This is a genomic window from Herpetosiphon giganteus (assembly GCF_016907925.1).
In the GTDB taxonomy this organism is placed as follows: Bacteria; Chloroflexota; Chloroflexia; order Chloroflexales; family Herpetosiphonaceae; genus Herpetosiphon; species Herpetosiphon giganteus.
Window position 1 is genome coordinate 1 of sequence record NZ_JAFBCZ010000038.1, and the last position, 23,470, is coordinate 23,470.

The 23,470-nt window shown below is 50.1% G+C and carries 16 protein-coding genes; 12 read left to right on the forward strand and 4 right to left on the reverse strand.

Annotated elements, in window-relative coordinates; all coding sequences use genetic code 11:
• Positions 1-151 precede the first annotated feature (151 nt).
• Complete coding sequence (locus JOD20_RS23305) at positions 152-1,141, reverse strand: extracellular catalytic domain type 1 short-chain-length polyhydroxyalkanoate depolymerase (RefSeq protein ID WP_204757578.1); 990 nt, start codon at positions 1,139-1,141, stop codon at positions 152-154.
• Positions 1,142-1,310: 169 nt separating this feature from the next.
• On the opposite strand from JOD20_RS23305, the gene JOD20_RS23310 reads away from it, so the two are divergent.
• Both JOD20_RS23310 and JOD20_RS23315 read left to right on the forward strand, forming a co-directional pair.
• Positions 1,311-1,730 (forward strand): RrF2 family transcriptional regulator, encoded by a 420-nt coding sequence (locus tag JOD20_RS23310; RefSeq protein ID WP_204757579.1) that lies wholly within the window; start codon positions 1,311-1,313, stop codon positions 1,728-1,730.
• Positions 1,731-1,843: 113 nt separating this feature from the next.
• Positions 1,844-2,863 carry an NAD-dependent epimerase/dehydratase family protein gene (locus JOD20_RS23315; RefSeq protein ID WP_204757580.1) on the forward strand — a complete coding sequence of 340 codons (1,020 nt, stop codon included), beginning with the start codon at positions 1,844-1,846 and terminating at the stop codon, positions 2,861-2,863.
• Between the two features lie 49 nt (positions 2,864-2,912).
• Here JOD20_RS23315 and JOD20_RS23320 read toward each other — a convergent pair whose 3' ends face one another.
• The gene (locus JOD20_RS23320) at positions 2,913-3,938 is read right to left on the reverse strand and encodes a fumarylacetoacetate hydrolase family protein (RefSeq protein ID WP_204757581.1); all 1,026 of its coding nucleotides are present in this window, start codon (positions 3,936-3,938) and stop codon (positions 2,913-2,915) included.
• Positions 3,939-4,369: 431 nt separating this feature from the next.
• On the opposite strand from JOD20_RS23320, the gene JOD20_RS23325 reads away from it, so the two are divergent.
• The 3 genes from JOD20_RS23325 to JOD20_RS23335 are packed head-to-tail and all read left to right on the forward strand — an operon-like array spanning position 4,370 to position 7,866.
• The gene (locus JOD20_RS23325) at positions 4,370-5,875 is read left to right on the forward strand and encodes a CHAT domain-containing protein (protein WP_204757582.1); all 1,506 of its coding nucleotides are present in this window, start codon (positions 4,370-4,372) and stop codon (positions 5,873-5,875) included.
• Entirely contained in the window at positions 5,875-6,486 is a 612-nt protein-coding gene (gene mobA, locus JOD20_RS23330; protein WP_204757583.1) for a molybdenum cofactor guanylyltransferase, read from the forward strand. Before JOD20_RS23325 ends, mobA begins: the two co-directional genes overlap by 1 nt.
• Positions 6,487-6,510: 24 nt before the next feature.
• Positions 6,511-7,866 carry a glycosyltransferase family 4 protein gene (locus tag JOD20_RS23335; protein ID WP_204757584.1) on the forward strand — a complete coding sequence of 452 codons (1,356 nt, stop codon included), beginning with the start codon at positions 6,511-6,513 and terminating at the stop codon, positions 7,864-7,866.
• A gap of 2 nt (positions 7,867-7,868) precedes the next feature.
• Here JOD20_RS23335 and JOD20_RS23340 read toward each other — a convergent pair whose 3' ends face one another.
• Positions 7,869-8,663, reverse strand: coding sequence for a carotenoid biosynthesis protein (locus tag JOD20_RS23340; protein ID WP_204757585.1), 795 nt, complete (start codon positions 8,661-8,663; stop codon positions 7,869-7,871).
• A gap of 125 nt (positions 8,664-8,788) precedes the next feature.
• On the opposite strand from JOD20_RS23340, the gene JOD20_RS23345 reads away from it, so the two are divergent.
• The 6 genes from JOD20_RS23345 to JOD20_RS23370 all read left to right on the forward strand — a co-directional run bounded on the left by JOD20_RS23345 (position 8,789) and on the right by JOD20_RS23370 (position 21,480).
• Entirely contained in the window at positions 8,789-12,184 is a 3,396-nt protein-coding gene (locus tag JOD20_RS23345) for an adenylate/guanylate cyclase domain-containing protein (protein ID WP_204757586.1), read from the forward strand.
• A gap of 154 nt (positions 12,185-12,338) precedes the next feature.
• Entirely contained in the window at positions 12,339-12,701 is a 363-nt protein-coding gene (locus JOD20_RS23350) for a response regulator (protein WP_054533752.1), read from the forward strand.
• Positions 12,702-12,727: 26 nt separating this feature from the next.
• A complete protein-coding gene (locus JOD20_RS23355) occupies positions 12,728-13,594 on the forward strand; it encodes a GNAT family N-acetyltransferase (protein ID WP_204757587.1) in 867 nt (288 codons plus the stop codon).
• A gap of 188 nt (positions 13,595-13,782) precedes the next feature.
• The gene (locus tag JOD20_RS23360; RefSeq protein WP_204757588.1) at positions 13,783-19,416 is read left to right on the forward strand and encodes a PAS domain S-box protein; all 5,634 of its coding nucleotides are present in this window, start codon (positions 13,783-13,785) and stop codon (positions 19,414-19,416) included.
• A 49-nt stretch (positions 19,417-19,465) separates the two neighbouring features.
• Positions 19,466-21,103, forward strand: a complete 1,638-nt coding sequence (gene thrC, locus JOD20_RS23365) for a threonine synthase (RefSeq protein WP_204757589.1) — start codon at positions 19,466-19,468, stop codon at positions 21,101-21,103.
• Positions 21,100-21,480: a response regulator gene (locus JOD20_RS23370; RefSeq protein WP_204757590.1), complete on the forward strand. Its 381-nt coding sequence runs from the start codon at positions 21,100-21,102 to the stop codon at positions 21,478-21,480. Before thrC ends, JOD20_RS23370 begins: the two co-directional genes overlap by 4 nt.
• A gap of 78 nt (positions 21,481-21,558) precedes the next feature.
• On the opposite strand, the gene JOD20_RS23375 is transcribed toward JOD20_RS23370, so the two are convergent.
• Positions 21,559-21,951 (reverse strand): response regulator, encoded by a 393-nt coding sequence (locus tag JOD20_RS23375; protein ID WP_054533757.1) that lies wholly within the window; start codon positions 21,949-21,951, stop codon positions 21,559-21,561.
• 527 nt (positions 21,952-22,478) lie between these two features.
• On the opposite strand from JOD20_RS23375, the gene JOD20_RS23380 reads away from it, so the two are divergent.
• Positions 22,479-23,468 (forward strand): sugar phosphate nucleotidyltransferase, encoded by a 990-nt coding sequence (locus JOD20_RS23380; RefSeq protein ID WP_204757591.1) that lies wholly within the window; start codon positions 22,479-22,481, stop codon positions 23,466-23,468.
• Positions 23,469-23,470: the final 2 nt, after the last annotated feature.

Here is a 23,470-nt window from a genome sequence, read left to right on the forward strand (position 1 = left end):
TGAAGGATGAAGGATGAAGGATGAAGGATGAAGGATGAAGGATGAAGGATGAAGGATGAAGGATGAAGGATGAAGGATGAAGGATGAAGGATGAAAATTCCCCGTTTTTATCGATCCTTCATCCTTGTTTGAGTCTATGAATTTGAGGTTACTACTGCTCAAGCTGATGCTGTTGCATAAATTCCCAAGCAGCGTCGGCGGCATAAAAATCACGGTTTTGGGGATTCTGGCGCTGATTCACGCGGGCTGCTTGCTCTAAACTTGGCCAGTTATGACCACCACCATCAATCCGATAGAAACGAACGAGGCTATCTTGGTAGCTATTAATGGTAACTGTACTGTTGTCTGCGGGATAAACATCAGGTAGTTGGCTGATGCTTGGGGCCGTGGTTATGCCTAGCATTTCAAGCCACAGTTGGATGGTTGCTTCGGCGGAAAGCACCATGCCTTGCTTACTCTCGCCAGGAATATCAATTGCGCCACCTGCATACGGCATAACTGGGTCGGCAGTGCCAGCCAAGAGCATCAATGGCGCAGGTCTTCCAATCGCTGTGCATTGGCTATTTTGAGCCATATACCCAGCGCTACCAACCACAGCTGCAATCCGGTCGGGTAATTCGATCGCAAGCCGCAGCGCCATCATTGAGCCATTCGAATGGCCAGTCGCATACACACGAGATTGATCAATTGGATACGCTTGGGCAAAATGGTCAATTAAGCTCCTGATAAATTGCACATCATCGCTCGTCGAAGGATTATCCCAATCAGCGCGGCAATCGTTCCAACGCCGATTCATGCCATCAGGATAGACCACGATAAAGCCATACTGGTCGGCAAGCGTGTTCCAACGGCCTTGGGTGGTTAAATTCATGGCCGAAGCGCCTGCGCCGCCGCCGCCATGTAACATAAAAATCAAGGCTGCTCCAGCTGGGTCTAGTTTGGCTGGCAGATAATAGCTAAAATGGCGAGTTTCCCCAGCAACGAGCAAATCTTCTTTGCTGTGGATTGTGCCTTCGGGATTTACTGTGCTTGGTTGACTGGTTGAGTTGGGTTCAAGCGTAGATTGGCGATTCACGCGACTACAACTCAGTAGAATAATACTTAACATAACCAAAATTGAAAAACGCAATAAACGCTGCATTTGCTCGATCAACCTCTTAGCTAAAAGAATGAGTTTCATCGTAGCAAATGCTTGCTTGCTGCAACATCACCTCTATAGGCGATTGTTGTATCCACTGAGCCAAAATTCATGCTTGACAAACTGGAAACTCAATATACAATATATCTAGTATAAATTATTGCTGAGCATTATGAGTTATTCACTGGCGTTTTCGCAGGCAATTGCCATCAGCCTCTACATCACCTATAAAGTCGAGGAACATTGCTACGATTTCGTGCCAACCCACGAAATTGCCGATTTTTTAGGGATTGCCAAGCCAAGCGTGGTCAAAGTTGTCCAAGCCTTGACCAATAATGGCCTGATTGAAACCCGTGAGGGTTCAAAAGGTGGTGTGCGGCTTACCCGCGCAAGCACAGCGATTACCCTGTTGGATATTTTTAATGCGATTGAGCAAGCGAAGCCCTTGTTTCGCGTCAATATCACCTTCAAAGAGCAAAAAGAATCGGCGCTCGCTGCTCGTCAACGTATGCTCGATAGTTTTCAACGCGCTGAGGATGCCATGAAACGCGAGTTGCAAGCGGTTTCTTTGGCCGATCTTTCGATCGATTGATTTTTTTGGGATAAACTAGCTCTACTTTGTATCTAGTTTATTGTGTTCGCCATGTTTTTTTATTTGAAACTCGATAAACTATTTATCTAGTTTGTTAATTGAAAGGAACTCTGATGAGTAAACGTGTGTTGGTCACTGGCGCAAATGGTCATTTAGGCTCGGTGTTAGCCCAAAGGTTGGTTGAACAGGGCTGCGATGTGCGGGCAAGCGTGCGTAATCGCAGCCAAATCAAGCCCGAGCTTGGCTACGAGCAGGTGTATGCCGATTTGATGGATATTAATTCGTTGCAGCAATCCTTGGTTGGCATTGACACGCTGTATCAAGTGGCTGCAGTATTCAAACATTGGTCGCGCAATCCGCAGCGTGAGATCATTCAACCCAATGTTGAAGGCACGCGCAATATTCTGCGGGCAGCGGCACAAGCTGGGGTCAAACGGGTGGTGTATGTCAGCTCGATTGCGGCGGTTGATAAAAATAATCCACAGCGCCAAATCCCTGCTGATGAAACCACATGGAACCAATATACCTATGGCAATCCCTATTATCAATCGAAAATTGCCTCGGAACAGCTGGCTTGGAAGTTGGCGCAGGAATATGGTCTGGATATGGTAGCGGGCTTGCCGGGCACAATTATTGGCGACCCCAATGGCCGTACCACGCCATCGCTAGGCATTTTGGAGCTTGTGTTGAGCAATAAACTGCCGCTTGACATCAATATGGATTTTAATTTCGTTGATGTGGCTGACGTTGCCGAAGGCTTGATTGCCGCTGAGCGCCAAGGTCGATCTGGCGAACGCTATATTTTGGCCAACGATCAATCATTGCCCTTGCGGCGCTTATTTGAAATTGGCCAAGAATTCAACCCTAAAATTAAAATCCCAATGCGGGTTTCCAAAAGCATTACGCGCGTTGCCGCTGGCATGATGGAATTGCTTGCGAATCTGACAGGGCGTGAGCCGCTGATTTTGCGTAGCCAAGTGGGCTTGTATTGCGGAGTTGAACAGCGCTTATCGATTGCCAAAGCCAAGCGCGAGTTGGGCTATAATCCGCTACCTGCGGTCGAAGCAGTGCGCAAAACCTTTGGAATTCTCGCCCAACAAACTCCCAACCAAGTTGCCGTAGGCCAAGCGTAGTTTGCCGAGACGTGGTGGCAGTTGGGTTGGCTGCCACCACTGTTTGCAATTAATCGCGTTCGACGATTGTGTTGCGCAAGATGCCAATCCGTTCAATTTCTAGCTCGACCACATCGCCAACTTCGAGCCATGGGCCTTCGCCGCGGGTGGTTTCGAGCAAGCATCCAGTGCCAACCGTGCCAGAACCAATAATTTCGCCTGGCAGCAGCGTCACATCACGCGAGGCATGGGCAATTAACTCGCCCAAGGTGTAGTAAATATCGGCAAACGAGCCACGCCCGCGTTCTTCGCCATTAACCCGCACAACCATTGCCAAATCGTAGCGGCCATCGCCCAGCGCTTTATCCTCAATTTCGTCGAGCGTGATCATTGCTGGTCCAAACGAGGTGGCAAAATCTTTGCCCTTGGCTGGCCCCAAGCCAACACTCATCTCGCGGGCTTGAATATCGCGCGCCGACCAATCGTTCATAATCATCAAGCCAGCAATATAATATTCGGCCTCATCTGGCTCAATATCGCGGCATGGCCTGCCGATAACCGCCGCAATTTCCAGTTCGTAATCAAGCTGGCTGGTGCGCGGCATCATCACATCAGTATCTGGCCCAACGACCGTGGTCGGATTGCCAAAGTAAAAAACTGGCATATCGTACCAAGAATTCGGTACGTCGCGGCCATGTTGGGCGCGAATCTCACGCACATGGTGCTCGAAAGCATAGAAATCGCGAATGGTTGGGGGTTGGGGAATTGGCGCTAATAAACGCACGCTATCTGGTGGGTAAATCACAGTTTCGCCGCCCAGTGAAAGCATGCTATTGATCGCATCGGGATCATCCCATTCGATGCCATCGCCGTCACCACCAAGCACATCAACAACTGCGGCAACGATCTGGATTGCTGCATCGATGCCAAAGCCATCGGCTTCATGTTGAAGCATGCTCATCAGCGACCAATCGTGGGGCAGATCCTCAAAAACCAATGCTGCTGCCGCTTGCAGATCGATAATGCCCATTGGCAGCCAAGCCCCGGCTCGAGCCTCCGAGCCTTCGCCATACCGTCGAAATGAAACAAATTTCATAAAAAGCCCCCGTTAATTGTGTTTCAATTATAGATGAAGTGTTAGAAGCGAGAACATAGAACTGGGGATCGGTTGTTGGGGATTGGGGATCGGGGAGCAGGGATCAGGCTATAGGCTTTTGGCTAGCGGGATGTTGCGGTTCTTGCGTGGCTAGGTTTTTAACGCAGAGCCGCGGAGCAAAGGATGAGGGATGAGGGATGAGGGATGAGAATTTGTGGCTAAAAAAAGACCTTGGCGATCTTCGCGCTCTTCGCGGTTTCGTCTTTCGTGGAATTCGTGGCTAAAAAACTTAACCTTCGCGCTCTTCCGGTTTCCAGTCTTCGTGTTCCTTCGTGCTCTTCGTGGATCAAAAATTGTACCCTTGCCCTGACAAGATCTTTCAGTGTATGATGCTGCTAGTTTCGCACCTTAGCGCCATGGAGTTGTTGCTGATGAGTAGTTATGCCGATTTTGAGCTGACGATCAATCCAAAAGATGCTGAACAGAGTTTTGTTGTGCATGGGCGAACAGCTAAGGGGATGCAAGATAGTGATAGCTTGATTTTGCCCATCGATGATCCACGCTATCAAGCCTTTCAAACAGCGCTTGACTATAGCACGCCGCTAACCGAAGATCAGGTAATTGATTTTGGAATTGTGCTCTACGAAACATTATTGAAGGGCAAGATTTGGGCACTATTTATGGCTGCCCGCGATGCAGCACGCTCGCAAGGTCAGTCGCTGCGAATCAAACTTAACATTGATGCGAATAACCCTGCCTTGGCTACAATTGCGACAATTCCTTGGGAATTTGCCTGCGATAATGCTGGCATCCCTTTGGCAACAGATCACTCGATTTGCCGCTTTTTGAGTTTCCCCGAAGCGCTTCCAGTGCTTAATTTAGGCCAAGAAAAATTGCGAATTGCCTTAGTTGGGGCCTTACCTGCCGAAATTGCCAGCACCCATCCGGTTGATATTCAAGGCGAATTGGCGGCAATTCAGCATTCATTAGCGCCATTGGTCAACCAAAATCAGCTTGAAATTATCGAAGAAACCCAATTAACTGCCCCCAAATTGCAACGCTTGCTTCGCGAACAGCGGCCTCATATTTTGCATTATGTTGGCCATGGCGATTTTCAAGGCACGACGGGCGCATTAATTCTTGATGATGGCAATGGCAAGAAACATCTTACAACAGCTCGCACCTTGGCAATGCTCTTGCGCAATAGTTCCGTCCATTTAGTTGTGTTGAATGCCTGTAAAACTAGCACTGTTTCTTCGACGGCCTTGTTGCGTGGCATTGCTCCAGCCCTGATGGCGGCCAATATTCCCGCAGTGGTGGCGATGCAATCGTCAATTTTGGATACAGCAGGCAAGGCCTTTGCCGAAGAATTTTATCGGGTTTTGGTTAGCGGTACGCCAATTGATGCCTGCGTCGCTGAAGGTCGTAAATCGATTATTACCTATGGTTTTGGCCAGTTGGATTGGGGCTTGGCGACGCTCTACATGCGGGCTAGCGATGGTTTGCTCTTTACGCCACCAAGTATCTCAGGCCCGAGTAATCAGGTTATTGCCTCAACCAGCGATCCGATCTCGCCAGCAGGCAATAGCGTCAGTAATCTGGCTGGTAGCGGCAATACCTATAATGGCGCTGTTAATTTTGGCACAATCCAAGCTGGGCATAATATTCAGGGCAATACAATTAATGGCGGCAATATTGCAATTGGCAATACAGTTCAGGGCAATTTGAATCAAACAAATACGCCAAATCAGCCAAATAACTCAGATTTGGATAATTTAAAACAACGCTTAGCAATCAAACAACGGAATTTGCAAACTATCGAGAGCCAGATTGAAAGTTATGGCATTAAAATCCCGGTTTATCTCGTTAATCAACGTAATAATCTGGCTGATGAGATTGAAGCGCTTAAGCGTGAAATTGCCGAATTGAGCCGCTAATGCCAATTGATTTAAGCTGTGTGATTATTGCTGGTGGCCAAGCGCGGCGCTTTGGCAGTGATAAACGCCGCCTGCGCTTGTGGGGCGAAGCAGGTCCAACCCTGCTCGAACATACGCTGGCAGTTGCCCAAACTGTTTGCGCGCAGGTTGTCGTGAGCCTCAATGATCCCAGTGCTTGGCCCGAATTAGGTGTGCCCTTGGTGCAAGATCGTTATGCCAACGCAGGCCCATTGGCTGGAATTGTGGCTGGCATGCAGCATTTTGCCAGTGAATGGACATTGGTGCTGGCCGCCGATTTGCCCTTGCTAGCAACGCCGTTTTTGGCTGAATTACTGGCCCAACCACGCCATGGCTTGGCGGTCGTGCCCCAGATCCAAGCAGTTGATCAGCGTCATGCTGGCTGGGAACCGTTGTGTGCGCTCTATCAGCGGGCAGCCTTGCCGTATTTTGAGCAAGCGTTGGCTGCTGGCCAGCATCAATTAATCAGGATTATTGCTCAATTGCCGCCCCAAATTTGGCCGATTGCCAGCGCTAGCCCATGGCTGCAATGTTTACATAATCTCAATCGCTTGGACGATATGCAGCAACTAGCGGCATTTAAGGTACTATAGCCAAAATGTTAGTTGAGGCGTGTCATGCAGCGTGTGGCTTTTTGCACTCCGGTCAATCCAGTTGAATCGGGCATTTCGGATTATAGCGAGGAATTATTGCCCTACTTGGGGCAGTATGTTGATTTAACTGTCGTGGTTGATGATGAGGTTCAGCCAACCAATCAACAGTTAATCGCCACGCTGCCCGTTATCCGAATTAGCGATTTAGCCAAACAGCATGCGCGCCAACCCTTCGATGCAATTATTTACCACATAGGCAACAGCCCCGCTCACAGCCGCTTTTGGCAGAGTTTGCAGCGCTTGCCGGGGATTGTGGTGCTGCATGATTATGTGTTGCACCATTTAATGCTTTGGCATGCAGCCAATCGACTCAAAAATTTGGCCAGCTATCGCCAACAAATGCAGCACTATTACGCTGAACAGGGCCTACAGCTGGCCCAACGCATGGAGCGCGGCCAGCTTGGCGATGCAGTTTTTGATTTTCCGCTGTCTGAGCCAGTGATTGCCCAAGCAAGCAGCTTGATTGGCCATAGCAACTATGTGCTTGAACGAGCACAAAAGCAACGCCCCGATTTGGCAACCTCACTCGTGCCAATGGGCGTGCCGCTTTTGCCGCCAGCCGATCGTTTGGCCGCTCGCCAAGCGCTGCAACTACCCGCCGAGATTCCAATTTGGGCTAGTTTTGGCCATATCAACCCCTACAAACGGATCGAACAGGCCTTGCACGCCTTTGCCCAATTTCGCCGCAGTTACCCCGATGCGCGTTATATGTTGGTTGGCAGCGTCTCGCCAAGCTACGATCTTAAAGCATTGCTGCAACGCTTGCAATTAGGCGATAGCGTGCAGGTGACGGGCTATGTTGATCACGCTGATTTTAATCGCTATGTCGCTGCCGCCGATCTTTGCTTCAATGGGCGCTATCCTTCTGCTGGCGAGACTTCGGCCAGCTTGCTGCGCTTATTGGGCGCTGGGCGTGCCGTGTTGGTCAGCGATATTGCTACATTTAGCGAATTGCCTGCTGATGTGGTGGCCCATGTGCCAGTTGACCGCGATGAAGTTGGCTTGATTGCGGCCTATGCTGAGCGTTTATGGGCCGATGTGGCGTTGCGCGAAGCTTTGGAGCAGAATGCACGGCGCTATGTCGCCGAAAAGCATAATCTGCCCTTGGCCGCGCGGGGCTATGCCGACCATCTAAGCAAGGTTCAGGGCTGGCCGCGCTTAGAAATTCAACGTGAACCATTATGGGATCTGAATCAGGTCACGATCCAAACCTCGATTCCGCAAGTGATTGGCCACAAAGCGGCGCAACTTGGCTTGGTTGATGCGGATGCGCCGTTGCTTGATCGCTTGGCTGCGCGCTTGCGGAATCTGTTGGCATAAGCTCAATTGGTTAATTGATCATACTTCCAATGCCAGCGGGTTTGGCGTTGCTGCAAACGCCAGCCAAATCCGGCGAGCAGCAATAAACCCAATGTGCCTGCGGCCAGCTGTTGATGGGTCAGATTCACAATCGTAAACAAGGCCAAATTCAGCAAATAAATTGCGATTGGCAACGTTAAGCTCGCAGCTTCTGCTGGCTGATTAATTGGTTTGCGACACAGCGCTTCGGTTGCGAGGGCCAAAATCAAGGCCAAGACCCACCACGCTATAAAATTGGCGGTTGGAATGCCAAAGATCGGGCCTGATTCAAGCCATGTCCAATAGCGGTTGATATAAACGGCGACTGGCTCGATCACCAAATCAAACAACATTGCCAAGCTAGCAGCCCCAAGCACTCGTTGCCAAAACCCCGCCGTGGGCATCAGCATGCGGCTCAATTCGAGTGCGCCTGGCACAACCAACAACCATGCAAACGGAATCGCCAAGGGCACAACGCCCAAAATCTCTGGCAGCAGCACGCCGTTATATTGATATGCGCCGAATGGCCAGCCAGTCGTCACGCCGAGATGCTCGGTTAGCCATGAGCCAATGCCAATAATGCCAGTGCTCAGCCAGCCCATGTTGCCGTAGCGTTGAATTAACCACCAAGCAGCAAGCCCGCCCGGCACAACCAGCATCAAGGTTGCCATAAATTCGCCGCCAGCAGGCACAAGGTCAAACGCCAATAAAGGCACACTCCAAGCCCAAACAAACAAATAACCTACCCATAACCAATGTCCAAGGCGTAAAGTAGCCACAAAGTTCACCCCTGAAATAGTAAAATCGTCTCTTGCGATCTTACTCTAGTCCCGCTAGGATGGATGCATTCATTCTAAGCTTAATCCACGTTCAGCGTTGATCGTTTGATAAAGGACGCACCTGCATGGCCGCCAATCCTCAGATCAGCAGTTTTCTGCCACGCTATGTCCTGCAACGGCTCATTGACGAGCAACAACTCCGCCAACCGCTGGCCGAAGATCAATTGGCTACGGTCTTGTTTGCCGATTTTTCTGGTTTCAGTCGGCTCAGCGAGCAATTTGCCTACGATCAAACCACGATCCTCGAATATATTTCCGATGTGCTCAACGATTCATTTAGCCAATTAATTGATACCGTGATTGCCCATGGCGGCGATGTGGTTAAATTCGCTGGCGATGCATTAATTGCCATTTGGATGGCCGATGATCTTGAGCAACTGCGCCAAACAACTCAGCTTGCAGCCCAATGTGGCCTAGCGATTCAAGCAAGCTTCACCTTGCCAAGTGCTGCTGAACGCTTGGCAATTCGGGTGCAAATTGGGGCTGGCTCAATTTCAAACTTTATCGTGGGCGGCGTGAATAATCATTGGGAACAGTTGATCAGTGGCGAGGCTTTGCTGCAAGTCCATTTGCTTGGCTCGCAAACCCATGCTGGCCAAGTCGTCATCTCGCCAGAAGCGCGCTCGTTGATTCGCGAGCAAGGCCAAGGCGAGGATTTACGCGCCCAAGCCTTTCGCTTAACTGGCTTAGTTGAAAATCTGCCCTTGCCTGAAATCAATCAGTCGCTGCCCAACTACCCAACTGAACAATTGACTCCGTTTATGCCAACTGCGGTGATTGCGCGCATTAATGCAGGGTTGCACGAATGGCTGGCCGAATTGCGCCATCTGAGTGTGATGTTTATTAATGTGCCAGCCTTGAGCTTTTTCACCACCCTTGAGCAGGTGCAAGCAGCGATTAGCGCGTTGCAAACGGTTATTTTTCGCTACGAAGGCAGCATCGATAAATTATCGGTTGACGATAAAGGCGTGAGCTTGTTGGCGGCCTTTGGCTTGCCGCCGCTCTCACATCGCGATGATGCTGAACGCGCTGTGCGAGCTGCCCTCGAAGCCTCGACCGCACTGACCAAATTGAGCCTGACTCACACAATTGGCATTGCAACTGGCCCAGCCTTTTGTGGCGAAATTGGCAATAGCCAGCGGCGCGAATTTACCATGATTGGCGATGTGGTTAATCGGGCTGCGCGCTTGATGGAAGCCAATCTTGCGCCAATTTTATGCGACCAAACCACCGCCCAAGCTAGCCAACAGCAGGTGCGTTTTCAAGTATTGCCGCCAATTATGATCAAAGGCAAAAGCCAGCCAATTACGATTTATCGCCCGCAACAAACCAATTATAGCCCCGACCAGATTCGGCCTCGGCGTTTGATTGGCCGCCGCCGTGAGCGTGGCCAGATTGAGCAGCTTTTTACCCAAGCTCTGCCCACAATCCAACATCTGATGCTCACTGGCGAGAGTGGCATGGGCAAATCGGCTTTGTTGTATGAGGCGGTCGAAATTGCCGAGCACTATGAGCGCCAAGCCTTGCTGATCACCAGCAGCAGCCTGCGCCAATCGGCCCAATATCCTGGCTGGCGCTTGTTGCTTGAGGCCTGTTTGGCGGTTGAGCAATGGCCACATCAAGCCAGCCAATGCTATCAATTAATTATTCAACGCTTGCAATTGCCCGACCAATTGGCCAAATCGGTGCAGCTGTTGCACGATGTTTTGGAATTACCTGGCCGTGCCGAAAGCAACGCCACGCTTGATCAAGCCCAACAAGTGCAAATCATTCATGAATTAATTGGCCATGCACTCAGCCAACTCCATCAGCAAAAACCCTTGGTCTTGTGCATCGATAATTTGCAATGGTTTGATTCGCTGGCGCTCAACACGCTTGAGCAGCTCTTGCAACAACAGCCTGAGATTATTTTAATTACGACTGCACCGACCAAACTAGCAGGCCTTGCAGCCCAACAGCTTTTGCACTTGCAAGCGCTTGATCCAGTGGCTTGTATTGCGGTCGTCGCCCAATCGTTGGGCGTGCAGGCAATCCCACCAAGTGTGGCCGCGTTTATTAATCAACGGGCTGCTGGCCATCCTTTGTGGAGCATCGAGCTTGCTCAGGCCTTGCGCAACGCTGGCATGATTCGGATCAACAACGGCATTTGCAAGCTTGATCAATTTAGCCAGCTTGAAAAACTCAATTTGCCAAGCACCATCCAAGGGGTGTTGGTCAGCAGGATTGACCAACTGCCTCCGCAGCCCCAATTGACGCTGAAAATCGCTAGCGTGATTGGCCATGAGTTTCAGGTGCAGCTGCTTGAGGCGATTTATCCGTTAGCCCACGAACGTGAGCATATTCCAGCTCACCTCGACTTGCTTGTGCAGCAAGGGTTTATTCACGAGGCCAGCGAGGGCTATCGATTTAGCCAAGCAATTATTCACGATGTAGCCTATTCGTTGTTGCTCTTTGGTCAACGGCGGGCTTTACACCGCGCGATTGCCGAGTGGTACGCCAGTGAACATCCGCATTTGGCCGAGGCTGGCAGCAGCCTTTTGGCCCACCACTGGAGCCATGCGATTGATCCAGATGAGCCAGAAAGCCGCCAGCCAGCGATTGAGGCCTTGCAACGGGCTGGTGAGCAAACGCTGCTGCGCTGTAGCTATCGCGAGGCAATTCCCTTTTTCGAGCGCGCCTTGCATTTGTTGGCAGTTGATGATGATTTTGCTGCTCAACAACAAATTGTGCGCATGCAATTCAATTTGAGCCAAGCCCGCTGGCGTTTGGGCGACCACAGTATGGCCCTGACCAATTTGGATTCGGCGTTGGTAACCGCTCAACGGATTGGCGATGGCGTGGGTGAGGCCGATGTGCTCCGCCAATTTGGCAATATCGCCTATGTGCAAGGCGATTTGTACACCGCCCAACAACATTTTTCGGCCAGCGTCAATCGGGCGCGCCATGCCAACTACCACAGCGGGATTATTAGCGGGGTGAGCAATGTTGGGGTTGTGGCGTTTGCGCGGGGCGATTATCAGGTTGCGCGTGAAGCCTATCGCGAAGGCTTGGCAACCTCGCGCGAGCAAGGCCACGATTTTGGCATCGCGGTCAACCAGCTTAATCTTGGTGGCTTGGCAATTGTTGAGCAAGCATGGGACGAAGCACGCCATTATCTTTATGAAGCGTTAAACTTGGGCTATACCAAACATATGACCTTAGTATGTTTACATAGTTTGGTTGCTTTGGCAGAATGGCGGTTAGCAACCAATCAAGCTGAAGCCAGCGCCAATTTGATTCAGATCGTGCTGCATCACGAAGCAATTGATAGTGAAATCCATGCAGCGATCGATAAACTGAAACCACAGTTGATTCAAATTTTGGGTGAAACCCAATGGCTAATTTTGAGCCAGCGTCCAACCACGCCATTTGAGCAAATTATCCCAGCGATTGTGCAAGAATTGGCGACTGAACAGCACTAAAACTGCTCTGCGAATGGCTTGATCGTGATGAAGCATTGCCGCCTGCAACCGCCAATTTGGGCCAAATTGTTAAGATCCCGTCAGCAAATGGTCTAGGCACGATCTACCAAACCCGTTACAATAGACGACGGTACGATCAAGAATAGAGGTATTTATGCCGACGATTTTAGTGATTGAAGATATTCCTGACAATGCTGCTTTGGCGCGCCGAGTTTTGAATGCCTATGGCTATTCGGTGCTCGAAGCGGCTGATGCTGCCAGTGGCTTGGATATGGCGCTCGAACAACATCCCGACCTGATTTTGCTTGATTTGGGCTTGCCTGATGCCGATGGCCAAACAGTGGCTGGGGTATTGCGCGGTACGCCTGAAACCCAAAACATTCCGATTGTGGTTTTTACCGCTTGGCCCGAAGAAACCGCCCGCCAAATGGTTCGTGCCTATGGATGTAACGGCTTTATTCGCAAACCGCTGTCAGTTGTTGATTTTGCTCAAGCGATTGCCAGTTACCTCTCCTAAATAGGTTCCAGCTATCAAGGATCTATATGACAACAGATGGTTTTCACGATGGTTCGGCCATAGAGCTTACTCCCGCAGCCAGCTTTACCATTGATGAATTGGTCGCAATTTATAACCAGACTCGGATCGATTATATTGTGCCAATGCCAATGAACAGCCAGCGGCTCGCTGAATATATTCGGTTATATGATGTTAACTTAGATGCCTCGTTTGTCGCCAAGGCCGATGGCGACATTATGGGCCTGGCAATGCTGGGCGTGCGCCGCGACCATGCCTGGGTTACCCGGCTGGGCGTGTTGCCCAATCGGCGCAAGGGTGGCATTGGCCGCGCCTTGATGATCGCAATGGTCGAAGCTGCGCGTCAGCATTGGCTTAAATATGTGCAGCTTGAAGTTATTTTGAATAACACGCCAGCGCATAAGCTTTTTTTGGCGCTCGGCTTTGAGGAAACCAACCAACTGCTGGTGATGCGGCGGCCTCCAGGCCCAGTCAAAATTCCCGCAGTTGGCTCGGTCGAATGGCTTGATTGGTCGCAATTGCAACGGCTCGTGCGCCAACAAGCGCAAGGCGTGCCATGGACCAACCAAGCTGATTCCTATGACCATATGGCTATGGTCGAAGGGTGCCGCGTAAGTTTGCCCGATGGTGGCCGTGGTTGGTGCATTTTCCGTCGCCAACCGTTGGTCATGTCGCATATTCGGTTGCATACTGAAGCTGGCGATCCTGAGTCGGTTGGTTCAGCCTTGCTGAGCCATGTGCACCAACGTCATAGCCGCTTGGATACGCAAGCAGAAAATATTTGCTGCGATGACCCACATTTGACCGCCTATACCAACCATGGCTATATCGAAGCCTTCCAACGAATTGAAATGCTATTAAACCTTATCCAATGAGCGGGTCAATAAATATCCCCCCCAAGTTGCAACATAAACGGGACTAAGGACAATCAGCAATAGCAGTCAATTTGGGTTGGAAATAGGTATAATCACACAATGCAGTTGTTCCCTTTAGGTTAACCTGCAACAACGGTTGGCAGCATTGTTCCCAAGCGCAAATTTGGCACAGTATACGAGGTAGGGTTATGGCTAGTGGAATCTCGCATAGCACATTGAATAACATTCGGCTCAAGCGCATTCTTCGCTTTGGTATTTTTACCATGATTGTTGGCTTCATCATGGCAATTCCCTATGGCTTAGAAGCAGTGCGCGTGCCATCGTGGCAAAATTACATGAGCCTGATCAGCATTGTTGTGGCAACAATCGGTGGCTTGTGTGCAACGATCTCCGCCCGACAAGGCTGGCTGATCGCTGGGGCCTATAGTTTAATTATCGCGATTGCGGTTGCCACCTTTCCGAGCCAGCTCTTTATTGCTGAGTTTGGCTTTATGCTCTCGATTTTAAATGTCTTCTTTGTGCTGGTTATCTCGATCCAAACCCTCCCCGAACGCCATATTTTCCCAGTTATCTTGGGGATTATTAGCCTTGGCGTGATTGCAACCTTGCTCAAAACCTTCCTCAATATTCAAGAGGTTCGGGTTTCGGGCAATCAAGAAATTTATATGCCTGTGATGGCTATCGCAGCCATATTAATCTTGATTTTCTTTGTCTTTCGCGAATTTGGCACGCTCTCAATTCGCAATAAAATTCTGATCTCGTTTGTGCTGGTAACAACGCTGCCAATTGCGGTTATTTCGTTTATTACCCTGCGCTCAACCAGAACGTCGCTGACCAACCAAGCCAATAGCCTGATTTTGGTCAACGCGACCAATATTGCCAACGAAATTGACGATTTTGTCAATCGGAATATCAACCGCGTCAGCGCACTCTCGCGGATTCCTGAACTCAGCGAATATTTGCTGGCCGCCGAACAAAACACCTTGGTTCCCGACCAAGATCGCGATACCCGTAACTTGTTCCGCGCAGTTACCACCGAAAATAACGATACGCTCTCGGTTGCGTTGCTGAATAATCGCGGCATTGTCTTGGTCGATACCGTGCCAACCAACGTTGGGGTCAACGATTCAGGCCTGTCGTATTATCAAAATGCGATTCGCACTGGCCAAAGCATTATTTCGCCAGTTACCTTCGGCAATGATAATTTGCCTTCAATTTATTTCAGTACGCCGGTGCGTAACCCGCAAAGCCAAGAAATTATCGGCGTTTTGCGGATTCGCTACAGCGCCAGCATTATTCAATCGCTGGTTGCGCGCAGCAACGACCGCGCTGGGCAAAACTCATTCGGGGTTGTGCTTGATGAATATGGCATGCGCATCGCCCAAGGCAGCGAATTAACCCTTTTGTATAAAATTGCCGATAGCTTGCAACCAGATGAAATTAAACGCTTGCAAGACGAACGGCGCTTGCAAAATATCAATGCATCCAACCTGCTTGTGCCATATCCAGCCTTGATTAATGCAATCAAGGGCGTGGTGCTCGATCCCCAAAGTACTGGTCAAGTGATCACGATTCCAAGCTCGGTTGCTGAAGAGCAAAAACCAGGCGATCCTGATCCTGAAGGCAACGATATTTATGCCTACACAGCGACCAAAACCGTGCAATGGCGGATTCTCTATCACCAAAGCGAATCGACCTTCTTAGCGCCAATTCGGCAATCTGAGCGTTCGACAACCTTGATTGTGTTGGTGCTTTTGGTTGGGATTAGTATGATCGCTGTCTTTGCAGCGCGCATTCTGACCACGCCAATTGAACGTTTGACCGCTTTTGTGGAGCGCTTCCGCGCTGGCGACTTATCAACCCGTGCGCCAGTAACCTCGCAAGACGAAATTGGCCAGCTCACGACAACCTTTAATAGTATGTCGGAGCAGTTGGCCCAAACGCTGCAAGGCTTGCAACAACGCACAATCGCCTTGGAAACCTCCAACGAGGTCAGCCGCCGCCTCTCAACGATTTTGAATCCCAACCAATTGGTGTTGGAAGTGGTTGAGCAGCTCAAAAATACCTTCAACTACTATCACGCTCACATCTACTTGGTTGATCAACAAACCAATGATTTTGTGATGATGGGTGGTACGGGGCAAGCAGGTCGCACGTTGTTGGCCCGCAATCACCGCATTCCGCAAGGTCGTGGTTTGGTTGGACGCGCCGCCAGCACCAAAGATGTGGTGTTGATTCCCGACGTGAGCAAAGAAGCAGGCTGGTTGGCAAACCCATTGCTACCCGAAACGAAGGCTGAAATTGCTGTGCCAATTATGCTGGGCGATGAAGTGCTCGGCGTGTTGGACGTACAAAATGCTGAAGTCAATTCGTTGACCAACGATGACGCAACCTTGCTTCAATCGATTGCAGCCCAAGTGGCGGTTGGGTTGGAAAATGCCCAATCGTTCGAAGAAATCAATCGCACTCAAGAACTGCTGCGGATTCGTGAACGCGCAATCACCGCTAGTAATGACGGGATTGTAATTGTTGATCCCTATCAGTTTGATATGCCAGTGGTGTATGTCAACCCAGCCTTCGAGCGGATTACTGGCTATACGCCTGAAGATGTGCTTGGCAAAAATTGCCGTTTCTTGCAAGGCGATGATAGCGACCAACAAGGCTTGCGCGAATTACGTCATGCCATTCGTGAAAAACGCGCTACGCGTGTGTTGTTGCGCAACTATCGCAAAGATGGCACGTTGTTCTGGAACGAACTCGACATCAACCCAGTCTTTGATGAAAACGGCGAGTTGATCAACTTTATCGGCGTTCAACAAGATGTTAGCGAGCGGGTTGAGGCCCAACAAGCCTTGCAAGAATCCTTAGGCTTCCAGCAAACCATGCTTGATAGCGCCAACTATATGATTATTGCAACCTCGCTCGATGGCAAAATTACCTCGTTCAACCGCACTGCCGAGCAAATGCTTGGTTATGAGGCTCACGAAGTTATTGGCCAGAATCTGCTTGACTTAGCCAATGATCCTGGAGAAGTTGAGCAATTTACCAATCAATTGCGTAAGCAAACAGGCATGACCTTGAGCAACCACGATGCCTTGGTCTATGATGCCCAGCGCGGACGGCCATCAAACACTGAATGGACGTATGTGGCCCGTGATGGTCGGCGCTTCCCCGTCTTGCTGTCGATTACGGCGTTGCGTGACCGCCAAGGCGAAGTAACTGGCTACCTTAAAATCGCCAATGACATTAGCACGGCCAAGCAACAACAACAAGCCTTGCGTGATAGTGAAACCCGTTATCGCTCGCTGGCTGAATCATCACGCGATTTGGTCTTCATCTTCGACCGCGAAAATCGCTTGCAATATATCAACGATTTTGCGGCTGGGATTTTTGACAAGAAACCTGATGACTTGGTTGGCTTGCTTGATGAGCAAATTTTCTTGCCATCAACGGTTGAAGCGCGCCGCGAAGATGCAGAAATTATTTTCAATACTGGTCAGAGCCTTACTCGTGAGTCAATGTTTACCTTGAGTGGCGAGGAAACCTGGTTCGACTTCCAGTTGCTGCCAATTCTTGATGATCAAACCAACAGCCCAGATTTGATTATGAGCGTTGGTCGTAACATTACCGACCGTAAGCGCGACGAACAAGAACGTGAACAAACCTTGCTCGAAATTGACCGCCAACGCCGAACGCTGCAAGGGATTCTCGAAGCCTTGCCGGTGGGTGTAGTGGTCTATAACGCGCAGTTCGAAATGCAATTGCGCAATCAAAGCGCTGAATTAATTGTCGGGCAACCATTGGGTGACGTTGATTCCGAGCAGTTGGAATCGATTAGTGATGCCTATAAACTCTTCATTCCTGGGACGGATACCCCATTTGATCCCAACATGATTCCTGTGTTCCGCGCTTTGCAACATGGCGAGCGGGGCCAAGCTGAATTTGATATTCGTCACGCTGATGGTCGCAGCTTCACAGTGTTGGCCAGCGGTGCACCAGTATTCAACAACGAAGGCCAAGTTATTAGCGGCATTGCCTTGCTGCAAGATATTACTGACCGCAAGCTGAACGAACAAGAACGTGAACGCTTGTTGCAAGCAACAATTGAACAAGAACGCTTGCTCACAGCGATTCTCGATAACATGCCGATTGGCGTGTACGTGGTCAATAACAAGGGTGTCAGCCAGTTGATCAACCGCTCGACGATGGAAATCTTGGGCGTAGCTGGCCAGATGGGCGCTGCGGTCTTAGACCAAGCAGACTTGCCACGACCGAAGTTCTTGCATGAATCCACCGATAAAGAATTGGAAGTGCATGAAACTGGCTTGTTCAAAGCCCTAAGCAGCAAAAAGGTCACCCACGAGTTGGTTGATGTGATGCGCTTTGATGGCAGTCGGGTTTCTGTCGATTCAACCTCAGTGCCAATGTTCGACGAGAACCAACAATTGACCGGCGTGCTTTCGCTGATTCAAGATGTGACTGAACAACGCAACGCTCAGCGCGAGCGTGAACAACTGCTGACCCAAGTGGAATATCGCGCACTCGAACTCGAAACCGTGGCCCAGGTGAGTACCTCGGCGGCTGGTCTGTTGAATGTGGAAGAATTGCTGCAAACGGTGGTTGATCTGACCAAACATCGTTTCGGTCTCTACCACGCTCACATCTATTTGTACAACCCTGATGACCAACAATTTGAGTTGGCCTTCGGGGCTGGCGAAATTGGCCGCACCATGGTCAAGGAAGGGCGGACAATTCCACTAGATCGCGAGCAATCGCTGGTGGCGCAAGCTGGTCGGGCACGCCGCTCAATTATTGAAAATGATGTGCGTTCAAACCCAAGCTTCTTGCCGCACCCACTCTTGCCCGAAACCCGCGCTGAAATGGCTACGCCGCTGATCGCTGGCTCGATGCTCTTGGGTGTGCTCGATATTCAATCAGACAAAGACCACATCTTTACTGATGATGACCGCAAGATTCAAACAACCTTGGCCAGCCAAATTGCCATCGCCTTGCAAAATGCGCGCTTGTTCGTGGAGCAAACCGCCACAATGCAGCGCTTGCAAGAGCTTGACCAACTCAAATCGGCCTTCTTGGCCAATATGTCGCACGAATTGCGCACACCGCTCAACTCGATCCTTGGCTTTACCGAGGTTATTCTCGAAGGCATCAACGGGCCAATCAACGACCTGATTCATAATGACTTGAGCATTATTCATCGTAACGGTCGCCACTTGCTCAACTTGATCAACGACATCTTGGATATGGCGAAGATCGAATCTGGCAAGCTGACCTTGTTCCGCGAAACCTTCGATGTGGTTGAAGTGTTGCATGAAGTTGCTAGCACGGTTGGGCCATTAGCCACCCAGAAACATCTGGAACTGAAGGTCGATATTGAACCGCAGCTCAAACTGCCAGTCTATGCTGACCGTTTCCGCATTCGCCAAGTATTATTGAACATCGTAGGCAATGCCTTGAAATTTACCGAGCAAGGTTCGGTGATAATAGGCATTGACACAACGCCAACGACCCGTATGATTAAAATCCAAGATACAGGCATCGGGATTCCGTTGGATAATCAAGACACGATTTTCATGGAATTCCATCAGGTTGACAATTCGACAACCCGTAAGGCGGGCGGTACGGGCTTAGGCTTACCAATCAGTCGCCACTTGGTAGAAATGCACGGCGGCAAACTTTCAATGGTCAGTACTGGCAATCCTGGTGAAGGCTCGCTCTTCACAATTGAATTGCCAATCAACGCCAGCGAAGATGAAGTTGATCCTAACGAAGCGCCAGCCAATCAGCCTATATCTGTAGAGTAATGGTTATGCGCATTGTGCCAAGGCATAAGCGCGTGGTGGTAAGGGCGTTATGACAGATTTAGTTTGCCAAAACTGTGGCCATATTCAGCCATACACCTTTCGTAGCTCGAATAGCTGTGCCCAATGCGCGAACGATTGGCTTGAAACTCATTACGATTATGCGAATTTTCGCGAGTTGGTGAATAATCAACAACTGACTGGCCAGACGTTATGGCGCTATGCCAGCGTCTTGCCAGTGCCTGCGCCAAGCTCGCCAACCTATGTTGGCGGCACGCCCTTGGTGCATGCCCAGCGCTTTGGCGGTTTGTTGGGCTTGCCCCGCTTGTATATCAAAGATGAGCGCTATAGTCCAACCAACTCGTTTAAAGATCGGCAGGCGGCGGTGGCGGTGGCGGCCTTGGTTGCCAACAACATTCGCGAATGCGTGATTGCCTCGACTGGTAATGCAGCGGTAGCTTATGCAGCGGCCTGTGCAGCAGCAGGAATCAAGCTGTGGGTTTTTATGACCAGTGTTGTGCCAGAGGCCAAATTGCGCGAGGCGGCCTTGTTTGGGGCCGAGGTCATCAAAGTGAGTGGCAATTATGATCAAACCAAGCAGATTGCCGCAGATTTTGCCCAAAACCGCAATATTATCTACGACCGTGGGGCCAATAGCATTCCTGCGCGCGAAGCCATGAAAACGATTAGCTACGAGATTTGCGAGCAACTTGGCTGGCAAGCGCCCGATTGGTATATTCAGGCGGTGAGCGGCGGCCTAGGGCCGTTAGGCGTGTATCATGGCTTTGCAGAATTGCATGCCATGGGCTTGACCCAGCGGGTGCCGCAAACCGCCATTATTCAAGCTGATGGCTGCTCGCCGATGGTCCAAGCCTTTCATGCTGGCAAATCGGTGGCCGAAAAAGTTGTGCCAAACACCAGAATCGCGATTCTTTCGACTGGCGATCCAGGTAAAATTTATACCCGGCTCTGGCAGCGCATCCAAACTTCGGGCGGCACGATGGAAGCAGTGACCGATGAGGAAGCGTTTAGTGCTATGCGCTTGTTGGCCCGTACCGAAGGCATTTCGGTCGAGCCAGCGACGGCGGTGGCATTTGCTGGCCTGCAAAAGATGGTCGCCCAAGGCCAAGTTAACCCAGAAGAACTAATTGTGGTAAATTGTACCGGACACACCTTTCCGGTCGATAAGCATGTGCTGAATGATCAATGGCACATCGATGTGCATGTGAGCGATACGCAGCAATCAGCACCCCAAGAAGGCTTGCTTGCGGCGCTTGAGCAATTGAACGAAAAAGCAACAACGGTGTTGTTGATTGATGATAATCCTGACGATGCAGAATTGGTGCAACGAATCTTAGAGCGCCGCAAAGCCTATCGGGTCTATCGGGCTAACGATGGGGCTGATGGCGTGCGCCAAGCAATTGAGCGCTTGCCCGATGCAATCGTGATGGATTTAATGATGCCCAACATGGATGGGTTTCAGGTGATGAGCACTTTGCGTCAGCACCCCAAGACCCGTGATATTCCGATTATTGTGGTGAGCGCTAAGGATATTACGCCCGATGAACGCCATCATTTAGCCACCCATACCCGTGCTGTGTATCAAAAGGGCTCACTTTCACCGGTTGCCTTTGTCGAACAGGTTGTGAGTGTCATTGAACACAAAGAGCGTGATAGTGAGGACCAATGAGTACAACCGTTGTCTTATATATCGAAGATAACCCTGATAATATGTTGTTGGTGGAGCGTCTGTTAATTGCTCGTGGCTGCCAGATGGTCAAAGCGATCAATGGCTCGACGGGGATTGAACTGGCGTTAGAACACACGCCCCACATTATTTTATTGGATATTAACTTGCCGGATATTGATGGCTATGAAGTGGCGCGCCGCTTGCGCGATAACCCCATAACCGCCACGATTCCGATTGTGGCCGTAACCGCCAACGCACTCAAGGGCGACGCTGAAAAGGCCTTGGCTGCTGGCTGTGATGGCTATGTTTCCAAGCCAATCAACCTGCGCGATTTGTGGAACGCCATGTTGCAGTTTATTCAAGCGCCGTCGGCCTAAACCAAGCAGCGCTGAAACAAAAAAGCGGTAGTTGAATTGCTTCAACTACCGCTTGTGTATTTAATTGACGCTTGGAACTTAGCTATACCATGGCTTGGATTGATTGGAACCGGCGAGCCAAAGCTTGACCTTCTCCATTAATGACATAACGTCGAAGGGCTTGCTGACATAATCAGTCCAGTCGGGGGTCATCAATTGCTTGACTTCGCCAGGGCTGCAACTCGCAGTTAACGCTACAATCGGGATATGAGCCAAGTGTGGGCTAGCTTTGACCGTCCGGCAGACTGTCCAGCCATCCATGCGTGGCAAATTCAAATCAAGCAATACAAGGTCTGGTTGGCTCTTTTGAATAGCTTCCAGGGCTTCGACCCCATCACGAGCCATCTCGGTTGTATAACCAGACCGTTGGAGCATTATTCCTAAAAGCTGACGGTTGTCAGGCATATCATCAACAACTAAGATGGTTGGCATATGGGTATCTCCTAAAATTGTACCTTCTGATCTGCTCGTATCCAAATGTACTGTAGCAAACGAACCTTACTAGCTAATTTACAGTAGGACTCGTGGGCGATTGCAGGGTTTGTTATGGAATGCTTGCGCCAAAGACGTGGATTAATAAGTGACGGTTGTTTAATTAGTAAAAGTATATGCAATTTTTTGCATACATGCCATGGTTCAATGGTCCGTAGCCGCTGTGGAAGGAAAGGGCTAGTTTTGCGGCTTGTGATCTCACTCGAGAGGGTGACATAGCGCTTGAAGGATGTTGGTGCGGTGGGTTGGGCGATGGCCTAGGCTCGATTAGCAAGATTGGGATATTTGCCAATCATCAGGCTGCCTGATATACTCAATGCGTCCTCAGTGTACCGTGGGTTTGTACTCCACGCGGCAGCAAGCTGCGTGCATGCATTCCAAAACAAACGCTAAATTCTGCAAATCAATGAAAGGGAGTACGGTTGGCTAGCAGCGTTTAACGCCTGCTGATCACCGTAAAATGCAGTATGAATGTAATTATTCCTACCGCTGGTCTTGGAACCCGCCTGCGACCACATACACATACCCGTCCAAAGCCGTTGGTTCCCGTGGCGGGCAAGGCCGTGATTGGCCACTTGCTCGACAAACTCAAAGTTCTACCAATCGATGACGTGGTGTTTATTACCGGGTATTTGGGTACACAAATTGAGGAATATGTTCGCAAGAACTATAACTTCAAGAGCCATTTTGTTGAGCAAACTGAGCTTAAAGGCCAAGCCCATGCGATTGCCTTGGCCCAAGATATGGTTTCTGGCCCAACTCTGATTTTGTTTGTTGATACGATTTTTGAAGCAAACCTGAATGTTTTGAACCAAACCGACGCAGACGGCGTGATCTATGTAAGCGAAGTTGATGATCCTTCTCGGTTCGGGGTGGCATTGCTCGAAGATGGGGTAATTACCAAGCTGGTGGAAAAACCAAGCACCCCTGTTTCCAACTTGGCTTTGATTGGCGCATACTATGTGCGTGAAGTAAAAGACCTGTTTGCAGCAATCGATGTCTTGATTGAAAAGAACATTCAAACCAAAGGTGAGTTTTATCTGGCCGATGCCTTGCAATTGATGATTAGCAATGGCACCAAATTCAGCGCTGAAACTGCGACCATGTGGGAAGATTGTGGCACGGCTCCCGCCTTGTTGCGTACCAATCGCTATTTGCTGCAACATGAAACTGGCAATGTTGAACAACGCGACGGCGCGATTATCGTTCCACCAGTGTTCATCGGCGAACATGTGGAGATTAGCAACTCGATTATTGGGCCGTTTGTCTCGATTGCCGACCATAGCGTGATTGTCGATTCGATTGTCCGCGATTCGATTATCAACCAAGGAGCCACCATTCAATCATCAACCTTAGAAGGCTCACTCATCGGTGAAGGCGCGCATATCAGAGGCGAATTCCAACACCTGAACGTCGGCGATTCATCAGTGATTACATTTGGTAGTACGATTCAGTAAAT